Genomic DNA, 16,972 nt, shown 5'->3' on the forward strand with positions numbered 1-16,972 from the left:
AGGCGGGGGACGGCGCTGAGCGACGGAGTCTGTGGCCCGCGCCGCCCCCGCCCTGGCGACAGCGCGGCCCCCGCCGGCCCGCCATAATCCGCGCATGCACGTCTTTCGCGGTTTTCACCATGCAGCGCTGGCGCCGGCCTGCGCCCTCACCATCGGCAATTTCGACGGGGTGCACCGCGGCCATCAGGCCATGCTGGCGCTGCTGAAGGTCGAGGCCGAGCACCGCGGATTGCCCAGCTGCGTGCTGACCTTCGAGCCGCATCCGCGCGATTTCTTCGCCGCCCAGGCCGGCAAGCCCGAGCTGGCGCCCGCCCGCATCGCGACGCTGCGCGACCAGCTGAGCGAATTGCAGCGCTGCGGCGTCGACCAGGTGGTGGTGCTGCCGTTCGACCAGCGTTTGTCGCGCTTGTCGCCCGACGAGTTCGTGCGCGAGGTGCTGCTCGACGGGCTGGGCGCTCGTTACGTGCTGGTCGGCGACGATTTCCGCTTCGGTGCCAAGCGTGCCGGCGACTACGCCACGCTCGACGCCGCCGGAGACCAACTCGGCTTCGACGTCGCCCGCATGAACAGCTACGAGGTGCACGGCCTGCGCGTGTCCAGCTCGGCCGTGCGCGACGCGCTGGCGCGCGGCGACATGGACGCCGCCGCCGCACTGCTCGGTCGCCCCTACAGCATCAGCGGCCACGTCATCCACGGGCGCAAGCTGGGGCGCGACCTCGGCTTTCGCACGCTGAACCTGCGCTTTCATCACCGCAAACCGGCGGCAATGGGCATCTTCGCGGTCCGCACCCATGGCCTGGCCGACAGCCCGCTCGACGGTGTCGCCAGCCTGGGGGTGCGCCCGACGGTCGAGGACGCCGGCCGCGTGCTGCTCGAAGTGCACTGCCTCGATTGGCCGGCCAGCCTGGGCGCCGAGGGGGGCTACGGTAAACTCGTGCGTGTGGAACTGCTGCACAAACTGCGCGACGAGGCCCGCTACGACGGCCTGGACGCATTGACTGCCGCCATCCGTCAGGATGCGGAGAACGCGCGCGCCTTCTTCGCGTCGCTGCACGTCCAAACCCGGCGCCAAACCACACGCGACCGAATTTAAAGCTCGCCGCCCCCCAGCGAGCCCGGCCCGCCGACGCCGACAGATCCACGACGCGGCGGCCGCCACCAGCTTTTCTGCGCAGAGCCTGCGCCGCCCATCATGAGCGACACGCCCCAAGACTATCGAGCCACCCTCAACCTGCCCGACACGCCCTTCCCAATGCGCGGCGACCTGCCCAAGCGCGAACCGGGCTGGGTCAAGGCCTGGGACGAGCAAGGCATCTACAAGAAGCTGCGCGACGCCCGCTGCAACGCACCGAAGTTCGTGCTGCACGACGGCCCGCCCTATGCCAACGGCCAGATCCACATGGGGCACGCCGTCAACAAGATCCTCAAGGACATGATCGTCAAGGCGCGCCAGCTGGCCGGCTTCAACGCCGTCTACGTGCCCGGCTGGGACTGCCACGGCCTGCCGATCGAAAACCAGATCGAGAAGACCTACGGCCGCAAGCTCACCCGCGAGGACGTGCAGGCCAAGAGCCGCGCCTACGCCGCCGAGCAAATCGCCCAGCAGATGGCCGACTTCAAGCGGCTGGGGGTGCTGGGCGACTGGGGGCGGCCGTACAAGACGATGGACTTCGGCAACGAGGCCAACGAGATCCGCGCCCTCAAGCGCATCATCGAGCGCGGCTTCGTCTACCGCGGGTTGAAGCCGGTGTACTGGTGCTTCGACTGCGGCTCGTCGCTGGCCGAGTTCGAGATCGAATACGCCGACAAGAAGTCGCAAACGCTGGACGTCGGCTTCCAGAGCGCCGAGCCCGACAAGCTGGCCGCCGCCTTTGGCCTGCCCAAGCTCGACAAGGACGCCTACATCGTCATCTGGACCACGACCCCGTGGACCCTGCCGGCCAATCAGGCGCTCAACCTCAACCCGGCGCTCGAATACGCGCTGGTCGACACCGAGCGCGGTTTGCTGGTGCTGGCCAGCGCGCTGGTCGAGAAATGCCTGGAACGCTACGGCCTGACCGGGCGGGTGGTCGCGACGACGCTCGGCGAAAAGCTCGACCGCCTGAACTTCCGCCATCCGCTGGCCGGCGCGCATCCGGGCTATGACCGCCTCTCGCCGGTCTACCTGGCCGACTACGCCACCGCGGAAGACGGCACCGGTATCGTGCACTCGGCCCCGGCCTACGGCGTGGACGACTTCAACTCCTGCGTCGCGCACGGGCTGAAGTACGACGACATCCTCAACCCGGTGCAAGGCCACGGCAGCTATGCCGCGGAACTGCCGCTGTTCGGCGGCCAGAACATCTGGAAGGCGGGCACACCGATCATCGAGGCGATGCGCGAAGCCGGCCGCTTGTTCGCCACCTCGGCGCTGGTGCACAGCTACCCGCATTGCTGGCGCCACAAGAGCCCGGTGATCTACCGCGCCGCGGCGCAATGGTTCGTGCGCATGGACGAAGGCGAAGGGGTGTTCACCGTCGACAAGGCGCCCAAGACGCTGCGGCAGATGGCGCTCGAAGCGATCGAGCAGACCAGCTTCTACCCAGAAAACGGCAAGGCCCGCTTGCGCGACATGATCGCCGGCCGCCCCGACTGGTGCATCTCGCGCCAGCGCAACTGGGGCGTGCCGCTGCCCTTCTTCCTGCACAAAGACAGCGGCGAGCTGCACCCGCGCACGCTGGAGCTGATGGACCGCGCCGCCGAGCTGGTCGAGCAAGGCGGTGTCGAAGCCTGGGCGACGCTCGATCCGCGCGAGTGGCTGGGCGACGAGGCCGGGCAGTACACCAAGAGCACCGACATCCTCGACGTCTGGTTCGACTCCGGCACCACCCACTACCACGTGCTGCAGAAGAGCCACGCCGACCAGTCGACCTGGCCGGCCGACCTCTACCTCGAAGGGCACGACCAGCACCGCGGCTGGTTCCACAGCTCGCTGCTGACCGCCTGTGCGATGTATGGCGCCGCGCCCTACAAAGGCCTGCTGACGCACGGGTTCACGGTCGACAGCCAGGGCCGCAAGATGAGCAAGTCGCTCGGCAACGGCGTGGACCCGCAGGAGACGTCGAAGAAGCTGGGCGCCGAGATCATCCGCCTGTGGGTGGCCGCCAGCGACTACTCGGGCGACATTGCCGGCGACGACAAGATCCTCGCGCGTGTGGTCGACGTCTACCGCCGCATCCGCAACACCTTGCGCTTCCTGCTCGCCAACACCAGCGACTTCGACCCCGAGCGCGACGCGGTGCCGTTCGACCAGCTGCTCGAGATCGACCGTTATGCGCTGGCGCGCACCTCGGCCTTCCAGACCGAGATCCTGGCCCACTACGAGGTCTACGAATTCCACCCGGTGGTGGCCAAGCTGCAGGTGTACTGCTCGGAAGACCTGGGCGCGTTCTATCTGGACGTGCTGAAGGACCGGCTCTACACCACCGCCCCCGGCTCGAGCGCCCGCCGCTCGGCCCAGACCGCGCTGTGGCAGATCACCCAGGCGATGCTGCGCTGGATGGCCCCCTTCCTCAGCTTCACCGCCGAAGAGGCGTGGCAGCTGGTGAGCGCCGGCCGCTCGCCGTCGATCTTCGTCGAGACCTACTGGAAATTCACCGGCGACGACGAGGCCTTGCTGCTCAAGTGGGCTCGGCTGCGCGAGATCCGCGAAGCGGTCAACAAGGAAATCGAGGCGGTGCGGGCCGAAGGCCGCGTCGGCGCCTCGTTGCAGGCACACATCGGCATCGCTGCCGGCGCGGACGACCGCGCGCTGCTCGAAAGCCTCGGCGACGACCTGAAGTTCGTCTTCATCACGTCGGCCGTGGCGGTGTCGCCCGGTGACGAGCTCAAGGTCACGGTCACGCCTTCGACCGATCCGAAATGCGAGCGCTGCTGGCACTACCGGTCGGATGTGGGACACGATGCGGCACACCCCGCCCTGTGCGGCCGCTGCACCAGCAACCTGTACGGCGCCGGCGAAAGCCGCAAGGTGGCGTGATGGCGGCAACCGCAAACAAGAAAAACGGGCGCTCGTTGTCTGCCTCGTCCAAGGGTGCGCTGTGGCCCTGGCTCGGCATTGCCGTCGTCGTGATCCTGCTCGATCAGTTCACCAAGACGCTGATCCTCGGCTACTACACGCTGGGGCAGAGCACGGAGGTGGTGTCGTTCTTCAACATCGTGCGCGTCCACAACACCGGGGCCGCGTTCTCGTTCCTGGCCAAGGCCTCGGGCTGGCAGCGCTGGTTCTTCATCGGCCTGGGCGTGGCCGCGGCGATCTTCATCACCTATTTGTTGAAGCGCCACGGCGGGCAGAAGCTGTTTGCCTGGGCGCTCGCGCTGATCCTCGGCGGCGCCATCGGCAACGTGATCGACCGCGCGCTGCACGGCTACGTGGTCGACTTCCTCGACTTCCACCTGCGCGGCTGGCACTTCCCGGCCTTCAACGTCGCCGACGCCGGCATCTCGGTGGGCGCCGCCTTGTTGATCCTCGACGAGCTGTTGCGGGTGCGGCGCAGCCGTTGAAAGGTGCTGGCCACCGTGGCCAGCACCCGGCCCGCCTGCGGGCTCGCAAGGCGCTGCCCTCGGCAGCCCCTCCCCTCGCTCGCGAGCCGTTGCGTCTTACTGGCGCGGCAGCACCACGCTGTCGATGACGTGGATGACGCCGTTGTCGGCCACGATATCGGTCTTCACCACCTTCGCATCGTTGACCATCACGCCGCTACCGCGGGTGCTGACGGTCAGCTCGCTGCCCTCCACCGTCTTCACCTTGCCGGCCTTGACGTCCTTGGCCATCACGTTGCCGGGCACGACGTGGTAGGTCAGCACGGCCGCCAGCTTGGCCTTGTCGGCCAGCAGGGCGTCCAGATCCGCTTTCGGCAGCTTGGCAAAGGCCGCGTCGGTCGGTGCGAACACCGTGTACGGGCCCTTGCCTTTCAGCGTCTGCACCAGGCCGGCCTTGTCGAGTGCCGTGGCCAGGGTCTTGAAGTCGCCGGCCGCCACGGCGGTGTCGACGATGTCCTTGGCCTGCACGGCGACGGCGGCGAGTGCGAGGGTGGTGAGGGCGATGATCTTCTTCATGGAGGACTCCTTGGTCAGCAGGGAACAGCGCAAGGCTGCAGGATGAACACCGCATCGACCGCGAAAATCACGCCGTAACCCGGCGGCACAGCGGGCCAACCAGGCCGGCGCACCCGACGAGACACAACGTTTCAGGGCTGTCGAAGCAGGTTGATTTGTCCTAGACAAACCAACCATGAACAGTAAGATAACCGCAAATCTCCGGATTGGCAATATTTTGTCCAAGACAAACACAGAAGGCACGAGCTACACGATCGCCGCGGTCGAGCGAGACGTCGGCTTGTCCAAAGACGTGTTGCGGGTCTGGGAGCGCCGCTACGGCTTCCCCACGCCGGCACGCGACGGCAAGGGGGAGCGGCTGTATCCGGCCGAGCAGGTCGAGCGGCTACGGCTCATCAAGCGCCTGATGGATCAAGGCCACCGGCCGGGTGGGCTGCTGACGCGTACGCTGGCGGAATTGCAGGCCCTGCCCTCACGGCGGGCGGCGGCGACGGCGGGGGCAGCAGCAGAGCCGGGCGATGGCAGCGCCGACTTGCTCACGTTGATCCAGCGGCACGAGAAAGAGGCCTACCTGCAAGCCCTGCAGCAGCGACTCGCCCGAGAAGGTTTGCAGCGTTTTGTCCAGGACACGGTGGCCCCGCTCGCGCGGCGCGTCGGCCTGGCCTGGGAAGAAGGTCGATTGCAGGTCTTCGAGGAGCACCTGTTCACCGAGTTGACCGAGCGGGTGCTGCAGCAGGCGGTCGCGGCGGTCCCCGGTGGGGGTGCACCGCGGGTGCTGCTCACCACCGTGCCGCACGAGCAGCACGCGATGGGTTTGTTGATGGTCGAGGCGGTGCTGGCGCTCGAAGGCGCGCACTGCATCTCGCTGGGGACACAAATGCCTTTGGTCGAGATCACCCGCGCGGCGGTGGCCCACCGTGCCGACATCGTGGCCCTGTCGTTTTCAGGCGCGTTTCCGGCGCGCCAGATCGCCGGGCTGCTGCAGCAGTTGCGCGCCCTGCTGCCGCCGGCCACCGGCTTGTGGGCGGGGGGCGCCGGCGTGCGCCGCGTGGCCGCAACGGATGGCGTCCTGGTCCTTCACACGCTCGAAGAAGCCGTCGCCGGCGTGGCCGCGTGGCGCGCCGAGCAGGCCTGAAGCTAACCGGTCAGCGCCGCTGGGCGGCACCGGCGCGCGACCCTCGCCTCAGGGCAACAGCACGCTCGATCCGGTGGTCTTGCGCGCCTCCAGGTCGCGATGCGCCTGGGCGGCCTCGCGCAACGGATAGCGCTGGTCGATGCGGATCTTGACCTTGCCGCCGGCGACCATTTCGAACAGGTCGTCGGCCATCGCCTGCGTCGATTCGCGCGACGCGAGGTGGGTGAAGATGGTGGGGCGCGTCACGTACAACGAGCCCTTGGCCGACAGGGTGGCCAGGTTCACCGGCGGCACCGGGCCCGACGCGTTGCCATAGCTGACCATCAGCCCGAGCGGCTGCAAACAATCGAGCGACGCCTCCCAGGTGTCGCGGCCCACGCCGTCGTAGACCACCTTGACCTTCTGGCCACCGGTGATCGCCTTGACACGGTCCACGACGTTCTCTTTCGCGTAGTTCACCACGTGGGTGGCGCCGTGCTCCAGCGCGAGCTGGCACTTCTCGTCGGAGCCGGCGGTGCCGATCAGCTGCAGGCCCATCGCGCGCGCCCACTGGCAGGCAATCAGGCCGACCCCACCGGCAGCGGCGTGGAACAGCACGAAGTCGCCCGCCTGCAACCCGCCCGGCGGGTGCGTCTTGCGCAGCAGGTATTGCACCGTCAGGCCCTTGAGCATCATCGCTGCGGCGGTTTCGTCGTCGATGCCGTCGGGCAGCCGGACGACGTTGCGGGCCGGCATCACGCGCACCTCGCTGTAGGCGCCCGGCGGCTGGCTGGTGTAGGCCGCGCGGTCACCGGGGCGCAGGTGGTCGACCCGCTCACCCACCGCTTCCACCACCCCGGCCGCTTCCATGCCGAGCGTGGCCGGCAGCGGCAGCGGGTAGAGCCCGGTGCGGTGGTAGACGTCGATGAAGTTCAAACCGCAGGCGCGATGGCGGATGCGGATCTCACCGGGGCCCGGTTCGCCGACCGTCACGTCGACCGCCTGCAACTGCTCGGCGCCGCCCGGTTGCTGGATCTGGATGGCCAAAGGCATCTGAAAGTCTCCCTCGTGCAGGATGGTGAAGGCGGGCCACACCTTACGCCGAGTGCGAAAAGCTTGCACGGGTCAGCCCGCTGCATCTGCGGCCTTCGCCCGCCGCAGCGGTGCCCTAACATGCGCCATGATCAAGTTGACCCAGGCTCCCAACATCGTGGTCGCGACCTTGTGGGCCGATCAGCTCAGCCGGGCCGGCCTCGATGCCAGCGTGCAGCGGCAGTACGCGAGCGGCATCGCCGGCGAAATACCGCTCGACCAGAGCCTGCCCGAGGTGTGGTTGCACGACCCGCTGCGCCTGGCCGAGGCGCAGCAGTTGTTGCGCGAACTGCAGCGCCCGCGCGAGCGGCGCTGGCGGTGTCCGCAATGTGACGAGTTGGTGGAGGGCCCGTTCGAGCAATGCTGGAACTGCGGCGCTAACATGCCGGGCGCTTGAGTTCCCGAAGGGGCCGCGCCCGAGCCTCGCATGTTGTCCTCGCCCCACCCGGCCTTATGAGCTCACCTCGTTTGACCCTGAAAACCACCTTGCTGTTGACCCTGCCGCCGCTGCTGTGGGCCGGCAACGCCGTGGTGGGGCGGCTGATGGTCGGCTCGGTCGCGCCGTTGACGCTCAACTTTTTGCGCTGGGTGCTGGCGGCGCTGATCCTGATGCCGCTCGGCTGGCGGGTGCTGCGCCCCGGCAGCCCGCTGTGGCCGCGCTGGCGCAGCTTCGCCCTGCTGGGCCTGCTGGGCGTCGGCAGCTACAACTCGCTGCAATACCTGGCGCTGCAGACCTCCACGCCCCTCAACGTGACGCTGATCGCCGCGAGCATGCCGGTGTGGATGCTGGCCGTCGGTGCCCTGCTGTACGGCGAGCGGCCGCGGCTGGTGCAGCTGTGGGGGGCGGTGTTTTCGCTGGCCGGCGTGATGCTGGTGATCGCCCGCGGCAGCTGGGTCGCTTTGATGCAGGTTCGGCTGGTGCCGGGCGATCTCTACATGATCGTCGCGGTGATCCTGTGGGCGCTGTACAGCTGGATGCTGGCCCGCCCACGCGACCCGGCGCCACGGCAGTGGCCGTGGGCCGAGTTCCTGCTGGCCCAGATCGTCTTCGGCGTGGGGTGGGCGACGCTCGCCTCGGGGGGCGAATCGCTGCTGCGCGAGGTGCGCTTCGACTGGACACTGCCGGTGATCGGCGCGCTCGCCTATGTGGCCATCGCGGCGTCGCTGGTGGCCTACCGCTGCTGGGGTGTCGGGGTGGGTCTTGTCGGCCCCGCGGTGGCGGCTTTCTTCAGCAACCTCACGCCGGTGTTCGCGGCGGTGCTGTCCGCCGCGCTGCTGGGCGAAACGCCGCAGTGGTTCCATGCGGCGGCCTTTGCGCTGATCGTTGGGGGGATCGTGGTGTCGTCCAAGCGGTGACGAGCGCACAGTCGCTACCGCAAGCCGGCGCTGCGCAGCCGCGGCTCTTAGGTCGATGGCGTCTTGCCGCTGGTGCCGTTGTGGCGGTGACCTGCCTCCGTCGGCGTCGGACTATCGGGCCGCGGTCGGCTACTTCTTCCTCGGCGTAGAGATTCCTGTTCGACAGGCTATGCCTCAAATACCAAAGTATTGACAGGCTCAGTCCTCGCCAGGAACGGGCTAGAGTCGAAGCAGCCCGGAAGTCAACGGGCTGCACACAATATTCAAGGAGGAACGCCATGGCCGCATTGGTATGGCCGCTTGAGCGCAACGAGATTCGTCGGCACAAGCAGAACAACACGTTCGGGATGGTCCGTGACGGCGGGACCCGTGCGCACCAGGGGTGGGATTTGTATGCGCTCCCCGGTACACCGTGTCACGCAATCTCAGACGGCACCATTCATTTCGCTGGCATTTCAGGGTCGCTCGGTAAGGTGATCTTGCTCCGGTTCAGCTACCAGGGACAGACGTTCTATGCCGCTTACTGCCATCTCAGCTCGACACTCGTACTGGAAGGCAACGACGTCGCGCGGGGAGAAGTAATCGGTCTGACCGGCAACACAGGCAATGCGCAATCCATGCAGGGCCAAGATCAGCATTCGCACTTCGAGATACGCACCATTCCTTCCCCTGGCCTTGGGCTAGGTGGCCGCGTCGATCCCGCTACCTTGTATGGCGCCGCCCCGACCGGGTGGACCTTCTTCGAGGGGCACGGGCACAAAGTAAGAACAACGGGTATCCCGGGACTCAAAATCGTCCGGGAGCGCATTGAATGAGGACGCGCGTATGGGCCCTGTCACTTGCGTTGCTTGCAGGAGGAGCAACGGCCGATCGGTCCGGCGGGAGGGGCGTTGAGGATGAGGTCCGTGCTTTGGTTGGCACGCAATACTCGGCACAGCGGCCCGGTGATCGCGTCGCGCCCCATCTCTCCTGCGTGGTCGAGGGCGGCGGCGTGCTATGGGTCGACGGGCAGTCCGCTGATGACTGGTCCTTTGGGACGTTCGACTGTCGAGGTCGTGCCGTCCTCGTGCTTCAGAAGATCACGCCGAATGCGAATGGGGGCAAGACAAAACAGATTGTTGACTCGCTCTTGATGCCCAGGTTTGAGCGCCGGCCGGAGTCGCAGCGCCCCAGCTCGCTCCAATTCTTGGTCATGGGGGAGTGCGCGCTTGACGGCAGCAGGGACAACTTTTTTGTCGCCCTCGGACGCTATGGCAAACGGAACCGCATAGACGGGCGTACGGGGGTCCAGCATGCGTGGGGCTTCGATGTGAAGCAGGGCCGTATCGTGCCGTTGCCTACCGAGCGAATTGCCTGCGACCGACCCGATCCGGCTTGAGTTGCGCTGCCGACCTGGAACTTGCGCGATGATGTCCCGGGCGCGCGCCGACAAGGCGCGCCTCACACCTCAAAACGTCCCCGGATACGCCCCCCCATCGACCAGCCAGTTCTGCCCGGTGATATAGCCCGCCTGCGCACTGCACAGAAAGGCACACGCCGCGCCAAACTCCTCCGCGCTGCCAAAGCGCCCCGCCGGAATACCCTTCATGCGCGCTTCGCGCGTCGCCTCGTAGCTCGCCCCCCGGTCACGCGCCGACGCTTCCATCGTCTTGCGCAGACGGTCCGTGTCGAATGCACCCGGCAGCAGGTTGTTGATCGTCACGTTACGCCCGACGGTCTTGCGCGCCAGGCCGGCGACAAAGCCCGTCAAACCCGAGCGCGCCCCGTTCGACAATCCAAGCACGTCGATCGGCGCCTTCACCGCGCCCGAGGTGATGTTGACGATACGCCCGAAGCCGCGCCCCATCATGTCGTCGACGGTCGCCTTGATCAGCTCGATCGGCGTGAGCATGTTCGCGTCCAGCGCCTTGATCCAGTCGTCACGCGACCACTCGCGGAAATCGCCCGGTGGCGGCCCGCCGGCGTTGTTGACCAGGATGTCCACCTGCGGGCACGCGGCCAGGGCGGCCGCGCGCCCCTCGGCCGTGGTGATGTCGCCGGCCACGCTGCGCACCTCGGCCCGGTTGAAGGCCCGCAGTTCGTCTGCCGTCGCCTCCAGCGCTTCGCGCCCGCGCGCCGTCAGCACCACGTTGACACCTTCTTGCACCAGCGCCGCGGCGCAGCCCTTGCCCAACCCCTTGCTGGACGCGCACACCAGCGCCCACTTACCTGCCAGTCCCAAGTCCATGTGAAGTCACTCCTCAGTGTTCATTTGCCCTCGGCGACTCGCGCCCGGGCCAACATCCAGATGCCGATCAAGACCAGTGCCGTGCCGGCCGCAATCCACAGGCTGAAGGGCTCGCCCAGCAGCACCACGCCCATCAGCAGCGTCGACAGCGGGCCGACCATGCCGGTCTGCGCGGCCAGGGTCGCCCCGATGCGCTCGATCGCCATCATCACCATCAGCACCGGGGCCACGGTGCACAAGGTCGCATTGAGCAGCGACAGCCACAGCACCTCGGGCGCCACCACCGCGGCCGAGAGGGGGCGCAGCACGGCGAACTGCCCGATGCAGAACACGCAAGCCACCAGGCTGGCCCAGCCGACCAGCCGCAGCGAGCCGAGCCGCTTGACCAGTTCACCGCTGTAGACGAGATAGATGGCGTACGACACCGCGCTGGCAAACACCAACACGCTCCCGAGCGCGACGTTCGAGCCCAGCGTGCCGATCTCGTGGCCGAACACCACCAGCACACCGCTGTAGCTGACGCCGGCCGCGATCAGCTGCCGCGCCGTCACCTTCTTCTTGAACAGCAGCACGCTGAGCGCCAGCACCAGCGTCGGGTTGAGGTAGAGGATCAGCCGTTCCAGACTCGCACTGATGTACTGCAGGCCCAGGAAGTCGAGAAAGCTCGCCAGGTAATAGCCGCTGATGCCGAGCCCGACGATGGCGGCCCACTCGCGCCGCGTCAGCGGCGGCTTGCCGCGCCCGGCCCACCAGGCGATCAGCGCGAACAGCGGCAACGCGAACAGCATGCGGTACATGATGAGCGTGACCGCATCGACGTCATAACGGTAGGCCAGCTTGACGATGATGGCCTTGCCTGAGAAGGCGATGGAGCCGAGCAGCGCGAGCGCAAGGCCGGGGCCTACGGCAACCGGCACGGGCGGCGCAGCAGCGCTCAAAATCCCACCGCCTGGCCGTCGCGCCGCGGGTCGCTCGCGGCGAGATACCCCTCGGTGCCCGGGTCGCCCAATCGCCAGATGAACTGGCCGGCGCCGAAGTCCTGGTAGGAGTCCTGGATCACGTCGATCTGGTGGCCCCACGCCACCAGGTCCTGCACCACGGCCGGGTCCATCGTCGCCTCGACGTTGAGCGACAGGCCGCTGTTGTAGCGCCAGCGCGGCGCGTCGCAGGCGGCCTGCGGGTTCTGCCCGTAGTCAAGCATGCGCACGAGCGTCTGCAGATGCCCTTGCGGCTGCATGTTGGCGCCCATCACGCCAAAGCTCATCACCGGAGCGCCACCGCGGCTCAGAAAGCCCGGGATGATGGTGTGGAAGGGCCGCTTGCGCGGCGCCACCACATTCGGGCTGGCCGGGTCGAGCGAGAAGCCGTGGCCGCGGTTCTGCAGGGACAGCCCATAACCCGGCACGACCACGCCCGATCCGAAACCCATGTAGTTGCTCTGGATGAAGCTGACCATCATGCCGCTCTCGTCGGCGGCGGTGAGGTAGATGGTGCCGCCTTGCGCCAGGTTGCCAGGCCCGAAGTGCTGCGCACGCCGGCGGTCGATCAGCTGGGCGCGGCTCGCCAGGTAGGCATCGTCGAGCATCTGCGCGGGCGTCACCTCCATCGTGGACGGATCGGCCACATGGCGGTAGACATCCGCGAAGGCGAGTTTCATCGCTTCGATCTGCAGGTGCTGGGCCTCCGCGCTGTCGAGGGGCAGCGACGCGATGTCGAAGTGAGACAGGATGCCCAGCGCCACCTGGGCCGCAATGCCCTGCCCGTTCGGCGGCATCTCGTGCAGCGTGTAGCCGCGGTAGTCCTTGGCCAGCGGCCCGACCCACTCGGGTTCGTAGGCGGCCAGGTCGGACTCGGTCAGCGCCGCGCCGTCCGCCGCCGCATGCCGGGCCACCGCCGCGGCGATCTCGCCGCGGTAATAGGCCTCGCCTTCGGTCTGCGCGATCAGGCGCAGGCTCCGCGCTGCCTCCGGCAAGCGCCACAACTCACCGACGGTCGGCGCACGCCCTCCGGGCAGAAAGGCGGAGGCGAATCCGGGCAGGCGCCGCAGTTCGGCCACCGGCGCCGCCCACTTCTGCGCCACCACCGGCGGCACCGCATAACCGCGCTCGGCCAACTCGATCGCCGGCTCCATCAGGTCGGCGAACGGCAGCTTGCCAAACCGCCGGCTCAACGCCACCCAGCCGCCCACTGCGCCGGGCACCGTGACGGAGTCCCAACCGCGCTTGGGCGGCGTCTTGGCATCGGCGCCGTATTTGGCGAGGAAGTAGTCGCGCGTCCACGCCGCCGGCGCCCGGCCCGAGGCATTCAAACCATGCAGTTGCGTGCCGTCCCAGACCAGGCAGAAGGCATCGCTGCCGAGCCCGTTGCTGACCGGCTCGGCGATCGTCATCGCGGCCGCGGTGGCAATCGCCGCATCGACGGCGTTGCCGCCCTTCCACAGCATGCGCAGCCCGGCGGTCGCGGCGACCGGGTGCGAGGTGGCCACCACATTGCGGGCGAACAGCGGCAAGCGCGCCGTCGGGTAGGGGAACTCGTAGCGGAACGGCTTCATCGCACACCTCCAGCAAGCGGAAGATTATCGGCTTGCCTGGCAAGGTGTGCAGGTGTTCAGCGTGGGTTCAGTGTGGGCGGGCAGTGTCCTTCACGCCGCCCGGTGCGCCAGCTGATGCAAGCGCCGCAACCCACTCCACACGGCCCCTGCGATCAGCGGTATCGCGACCGCGACCAACAGTTCCGGCGACAAAGGCAGCAACCCCGCCTCCTTGCCGCCCTTGGCGAGATAACCCACCAGCCCGGCGCCATAGTAGGTAATGGCCGCCACCGACAAGCCTTCGACCGCGGTCTGCAGCCGCAGCTGCACCTTCTGGCGCCGGTTCATCGCGTCGAGCAAATCCTGGCTGCTTTGCTGTTGCTCGATCTCGACCCGCGTGCGCAGCAGGTTGCTGGTGCGCGAGATGCGCTCCGACAGCTGCTGCTGGCGCCGTCCGGCCCAGGCGCAGGTCTGCATCGCCGGGCCCAGGCGGCGGTCCATGAACTCGCCGATGGTCTGCAAGCCGGCCAGCCGGTGTTCGTGCAGTTCGTCGATGCGCCGCTGCACCAGCTCGAAATACGCAGCGCTGGCCGAAAAGCGGGCATGGGTGCTGGCATACAAGCTCTCGACCCGGCCGGCCAACTGGGTCAGCTGGCGCAGCAGCTCGGGCTCGCGGTCGCGCTCGGCACTGCGGATCTCGCCGGCAATGCGCGCCAGGTCACGCTCGGCATCCGACAAGGTGGCCGCCACCTCGCGCGCCGCCGGCAGGCCCAGCAGCGCCATCATCCGGTAGGTTTCGATCTCGAGCAGCCGCTGCACCGCCCGGCCAAGGCGACGCGGGTGCATGCTGGCCGCCACCACCACCACCCGGCCGAAGCCGTCGCCGTGCAGACGGAAATCGGTGTAGACCTCGGCCTGGCCGTCCATCACGACCGAAGCGACCAGGCTGTCTTCGTCGAGCGAGCCCCGCACCAGTGGGTCGCTGCCGTCCTCACGGCTGGAGCTGACGGCCACGTGCAGCCCGACCAGCCACTGCCCGGGCACACCCCGCAGCCAATCTTGCGGCACCGACGACACCGCGGTGGGGTCGAACGAGGTCGGGTTGTCGGGCAGCTGGCGCCAGAAGGTGTAGGTCTGGAACTCGGTGTGCTGTTCCCAGCGCAGATGCAGGCCGCCGAGGTCGATGCTCAGGTGGCCTGCCTCGGCCGACGGCAGCGGCAAGTGCCGCGCACGCAACAGCGCGTGCAGGTGCTCCCGGCTGCGCGTTTCGCCAGGTGGGGTCAGCAAGGCCAGATGCGTCAGCGCCAGCGGTGCCGACAGCCGCTCGTAAGGGCGGGCGTGGACTTCGTTGTGCAGCGTTTCGCGCAAGGGATGCGGTGTGAGCATCAGGGTTCCTCCTGAAACTGATTATCCCGATCGCGTTTTGCGCTGCAGGCCGCGCCAGCACTGGGCTGGCGCCCCGTTGGCACAGGCCTGGCGCGAGGCCCTCGGCCGCCGCAGTTCACAACATGAAAAAGGGCCGCACATGGCGGCCCTCGATGCACCGGGCGTGCGGGTTGTCAGTCGGCGTCCTGGAAGGCCTCTTCGCGCTTGCGCCGGATGTTGGGCAGCAACACGATCACGATCATCGCGGTGGCGGCGAACAACAGGCCGGCCGACAGCGGGCGCGAGATGAAGGTACTCCAGTCGCCGCGCGAGAGCAGCAGCGAGCGTCGCAAATGCTCCTCCATCATCGGCCCGAGGATGAAGCCGAGCAGCAGCGGCGCCGGCTCGCAGCCGAGCTTGTAGAAGATGTAGCCGACCAGGCCGAACAGCGCCGCCAGGTAGACGTGGAAGTTGTTGTTGTTGAGCGTGTACAAGCCGATGGTGCAGAACACCAGGATGGCCGGGAACAGGAAGCGATACGGCACGGTCAGCAGCTTGATCCAGATCCCGATCAACGGCAGGTTGAGGATCACCAGCATCGCGTTGCCGATCCACATCGAGGCGATCAGGCCCCAGAACAGGTCGGGGTTGCTGGCCATCACCTGCGGGCCGGGCTGGATGCCCTTGATCGTCATCGCGCCGACCATCAGCGCCATCACCGGGTTGGGCGGGATGCCCAGCGTCAGCATCGGGATGAACGAGGTCTGGGCGCCGGCATTGTTGGCCGACTCGGGCCCCGCCACCCCCTGGATCGCGCCTTTGCCGAACTGCTCGGGGTGCTTGGAGACCTTCTTCTCGAGCGTGTACGACGCAAACGACGACAGCAGCGCACCACCGCCGGGCAGCACCCCCAGGATGGAGCCGAGCGCCGTGCCGCGCAGCACCGCCGGCGCGGCGTCGCGGAAGTCCTGCTTGGTCGGCCACAGGCCCTTCACGTCCTTGGTGAACACTTCGCGCTGTTCCGCCGGCTGGCCGAGGTTGGCGATGATCTCGCCGAAGCCGAACACGCCCATCGCGATGATGACGAAGTCGATGCCGTCGGTCAGCTCCGGAATGTCGAAGCTGAAGCGCGGCACGCCGGAGATCACATCGGTGTTGATCTGGCCCAGCAGCAGGCCGAGCAGAATCATCGCGATCGCCTTGATCAAGGACCCCGAGGCCAGCACCACCGAGCCGATCAGGCCCAGCACCATCAGCGCGAAATATTCGGCCGACCCGAACTTGAAGGCCATTTCGGTCAGCGGCGGCGCGAACGCGGCCAGCACCAGGGTGCCGACCGAACCGGCGAAGAAGGAGCCGAGGCCGGCCGCTGCGAGCGCCGCGCCCGCGCGGCCGCGGCGTGCCATCTGGTAGCCGTCGATGGCCGTCACGACCGACGACGATTCGCCTGGCACGTTGATCAGGATCGCTGTGGTGGAGCCGCCGTACTGGGCACCGTAGTAGATGCCGGCCAGCATGATCAGCGCCGGCGTGGCTTCGAGCGAGTAGATCGACGGCAGCAGCATCGCGATCGTCGCGACTGGGCCGAGGCCCGGCAGCACGCCGATCAGCGTGCCCAGCAAGGCACCGAGAAAGGCATAGCCGACGTTGGAGAGCGTCAGGGCGGTCTGGAAACCGAGGGCTAGGTTGGAAAGCAGGTCCATGTCAGGTCCTCAGTCGTGGCTCAGGCGCCGAACACGGTGGGCCAAAGGGGGATGGTCAGACCCAGGCCCTTGGAAAAGATGCCCCAGGCCGCCACCGTGAGGACCACGCAGCTGATCAGGACGTCACGCCAACGGAACTCGGTGCTGGCGAAGCTGGCCATGATGATCAGCACCGGCAGCGCGATGACCAGGCCCAGGCGCGGCAGCGTGAAGCCGAACAACAGCACAGCGCTCAAGATCAGCACCAGCGGCCTGAAGGCGATCGAGCCGATCGGGTCGCCACCTTCGCGCTCGATGCTCAACGAGGTGAACAGCACCACGGCGCCGAGGACCGCGAGGATCAGCCCCAGCAGCAGCGGGAAATAGCCGGGCCCCGGCTGGGCCGAGCTGCCGAACGAGTAGTTGGTGGCGCCGACCGCGAACGCGATGCCGACCGCCACGAACATGAGCCCCGAGACGAAGTCCCGTTGGCTTTTGATCTTCATCGT

15 protein-coding genes are annotated in these 16,972 nt (G+C 67.7%); 7 read left to right on the forward strand and 8 right to left on the reverse strand.

What is annotated here, in order from left to right; all coding sequences use genetic code 11:
* Positions 1–94: 94 nt before the first annotated feature.
* From AAW51_RS18980 to lspA, 3 genes are all read left to right on the forward strand, one after another.
* Entirely contained in the window at positions 95–1,093 is a 999-nt protein-coding gene (locus AAW51_RS18980; RefSeq protein WP_047195857.1) for a bifunctional riboflavin kinase/FAD synthetase, read from the forward strand.
* A gap of 99 nt (positions 1,094–1,192) precedes the next feature.
* Entirely contained in the window at positions 1,193–4,018 is a 2,826-nt protein-coding gene (gene ileS, locus AAW51_RS18985) for an isoleucine--tRNA ligase (protein WP_047195858.1), read from the forward strand.
* On the forward strand, positions 4,018–4,542 hold the full coding sequence (gene lspA, locus AAW51_RS18990) for a signal peptidase II (protein ID WP_047195859.1): 525 nt from the start codon (positions 4,018–4,020) through the stop codon (positions 4,540–4,542). The genes ileS and lspA overlap by 1 nt, the downstream gene beginning before the upstream one ends.
* 96 nt (positions 4,543–4,638) lie before the next feature.
* Here the strand turns inward: lspA and AAW51_RS18995 are convergent, their stop codons facing one another.
* Positions 4,639–5,097 carry a fasciclin domain-containing protein gene (locus tag AAW51_RS18995; RefSeq protein WP_047195860.1) on the reverse strand — a complete coding sequence of 153 codons (459 nt, stop codon included), beginning with the start codon at positions 5,095–5,097 and terminating at the stop codon, positions 4,639–4,641.
* A 217-nt stretch (positions 5,098–5,314) separates the two neighbouring features.
* Here AAW51_RS18995 and AAW51_RS19000 point away from each other — a divergent pair, with 217 nt between their 5' ends.
* Complete coding sequence (locus AAW51_RS19000; protein ID WP_047195861.1) at positions 5,315–6,232, forward strand: MerR family transcriptional regulator; 918 nt, start codon at positions 5,315–5,317, stop codon at positions 6,230–6,232.
* A 48-nt stretch (positions 6,233–6,280) separates the two neighbouring features.
* On the opposite strand, the gene AAW51_RS19005 is transcribed toward AAW51_RS19000, so the two are convergent.
* Positions 6,281–7,264 carry a quinone oxidoreductase family protein gene (locus AAW51_RS19005; RefSeq protein ID WP_047198036.1) on the reverse strand — a complete coding sequence of 328 codons (984 nt, stop codon included), beginning with the start codon at positions 7,262–7,264 and terminating at the stop codon, positions 6,281–6,283.
* Positions 7,265–7,391: 127 nt separating this feature from the next.
* Here AAW51_RS19005 and AAW51_RS19010 point away from each other — a divergent pair, with 127 nt between their 5' ends.
* From AAW51_RS19010 to AAW51_RS19020, 3 genes are all read left to right on the forward strand, one after another.
* Positions 7,392–7,700 (forward strand): hypothetical protein, encoded by a 309-nt coding sequence (locus tag AAW51_RS19010; RefSeq protein WP_047195862.1) that lies wholly within the window; start codon positions 7,392–7,394, stop codon positions 7,698–7,700.
* 56 nt (positions 7,701–7,756) lie between these two features.
* A complete protein-coding gene (locus AAW51_RS19015) occupies positions 7,757–8,659 on the forward strand; it encodes a DMT family transporter (protein ID WP_047195863.1) in 903 nt (300 codons plus the stop codon).
* Positions 8,660–8,937: 278 nt separating this feature from the next.
* Complete coding sequence (locus AAW51_RS19020; protein WP_053013741.1) at positions 8,938–9,474, forward strand: M23 family metallopeptidase; 537 nt, start codon at positions 8,938–8,940, stop codon at positions 9,472–9,474.
* A 632-nt stretch (positions 9,475–10,106) separates the two neighbouring features.
* On the opposite strand, the gene AAW51_RS19030 is transcribed toward AAW51_RS19020, so the two are convergent.
* The 6 genes from AAW51_RS19030 to AAW51_RS19055 form a co-directional block, all read right to left on the reverse strand.
* The gene (locus AAW51_RS19030) at positions 10,107–10,886 is read right to left on the reverse strand and encodes an SDR family oxidoreductase (protein WP_047195865.1); all 780 of its coding nucleotides are present in this window, start codon (positions 10,884–10,886) and stop codon (positions 10,107–10,109) included.
* A 20-nt stretch (positions 10,887–10,906) separates the two neighbouring features.
* Positions 10,907–11,803, reverse strand: a complete 897-nt coding sequence (locus AAW51_RS19035) for a DMT family transporter (RefSeq protein WP_238947635.1) — start codon at positions 11,801–11,803, stop codon at positions 10,907–10,909.
* A gap of 17 nt (positions 11,804–11,820) precedes the next feature.
* Complete coding sequence (locus AAW51_RS19040) at positions 11,821–13,437, reverse strand: gamma-glutamyltransferase family protein (RefSeq protein ID WP_047195867.1); 1,617 nt, start codon at positions 13,435–13,437, stop codon at positions 11,821–11,823.
* 90 nt (positions 13,438–13,527) lie between these two features.
* Entirely contained in the window at positions 13,528–14,802 is a 1,275-nt protein-coding gene (locus AAW51_RS19045) for a DUF3422 family protein (RefSeq protein ID WP_047195868.1), read from the reverse strand.
* A gap of 173 nt (positions 14,803–14,975) precedes the next feature.
* Positions 14,976–16,484 (reverse strand): tripartite tricarboxylate transporter permease, encoded by a 1,509-nt coding sequence (locus tag AAW51_RS19050; protein ID WP_047195869.1) that lies wholly within the window; start codon positions 16,482–16,484, stop codon positions 14,976–14,978.
* A gap of 20 nt (positions 16,485–16,504) precedes the next feature.
* The gene (locus AAW51_RS19055) at positions 16,505–16,969 is read right to left on the reverse strand and encodes a tripartite tricarboxylate transporter TctB family protein (RefSeq protein WP_047195870.1); all 465 of its coding nucleotides are present in this window, start codon (positions 16,967–16,969) and stop codon (positions 16,505–16,507) included.
* Positions 16,970–16,972 lie beyond the last annotated feature (3 nt).

It is taken from the genome of Caldimonas brevitalea (assembly GCF_001017435.1).
In the GTDB taxonomy this organism is placed as follows: Bacteria; Pseudomonadota; Gammaproteobacteria; order Burkholderiales; family Burkholderiaceae_C; genus Caldimonas; species Caldimonas brevitalea.

Excerpts from the sequence above, each read along its gene's own strand:
- AAW51_RS19045 (WP_047195868.1), bottom strand. The coding sequence starts at position 14,802 with ATGCTCACACCGCATCCCTTGCGCGAAACGCTGCACAACGAAGTCCAC.
- AAW51_RS19020 (WP_053013741.1), top strand. The coding sequence starts at position 8,938 with ATGGCCGCATTGGTATGGCCGCTTGAGCGCAACGAGATTCGTCGGCAC.
- AAW51_RS19010 (WP_047195862.1), top strand. The coding sequence starts at position 7,392 with ATGATCAAGTTGACCCAGGCTCCCAACATCGTGGTCGCGACCTTGTGG.
- ileS (WP_047195858.1), top strand. The coding sequence starts at position 1,193 with ATGAGCGACACGCCCCAAGACTATCGAGCCACCCTCAACCTGCCCGAC.
- AAW51_RS19050 (WP_047195869.1), bottom strand. The coding sequence starts at position 16,484 with ATGGACCTGCTTTCCAACCTAGCCCTCGGTTTCCAGACCGCCCTGACG.
- AAW51_RS19030 (WP_047195865.1), bottom strand. The coding sequence starts at position 10,886 with ATGGACTTGGGACTGGCAGGTAAGTGGGCGCTGGTGTGCGCGTCCAGC.
- AAW51_RS19015 (WP_047195863.1), top strand. The coding sequence starts at position 7,757 with ATGAGCTCACCTCGTTTGACCCTGAAAACCACCTTGCTGTTGACCCTG.
- AAW51_RS19040 (WP_047195867.1), bottom strand. The coding sequence starts at position 13,437 with ATGAAGCCGTTCCGCTACGAGTTCCCCTACCCGACGGCGCGCTTGCCG.
- lspA (WP_047195859.1), top strand. The coding sequence starts at position 4,018 with ATGGCGGCAACCGCAAACAAGAAAAACGGGCGCTCGTTGTCTGCCTCG.
- AAW51_RS19005 (WP_047198036.1), bottom strand. The coding sequence starts at position 7,264 with ATGCCTTTGGCCATCCAGATCCAGCAACCGGGCGGCGCCGAGCAGTTG.
- AAW51_RS18980 (WP_047195857.1), top strand. The coding sequence starts at position 95 with ATGCACGTCTTTCGCGGTTTTCACCATGCAGCGCTGGCGCCGGCCTGC.
- AAW51_RS19055 (WP_047195870.1), bottom strand. The coding sequence starts at position 16,969 with ATGAAGATCAAAAGCCAACGGGACTTCGTCTCGGGGCTCATGTTCGTG.
- AAW51_RS18995 (WP_047195860.1), bottom strand. The coding sequence starts at position 5,097 with ATGAAGAAGATCATCGCCCTCACCACCCTCGCACTCGCCGCCGTCGCC.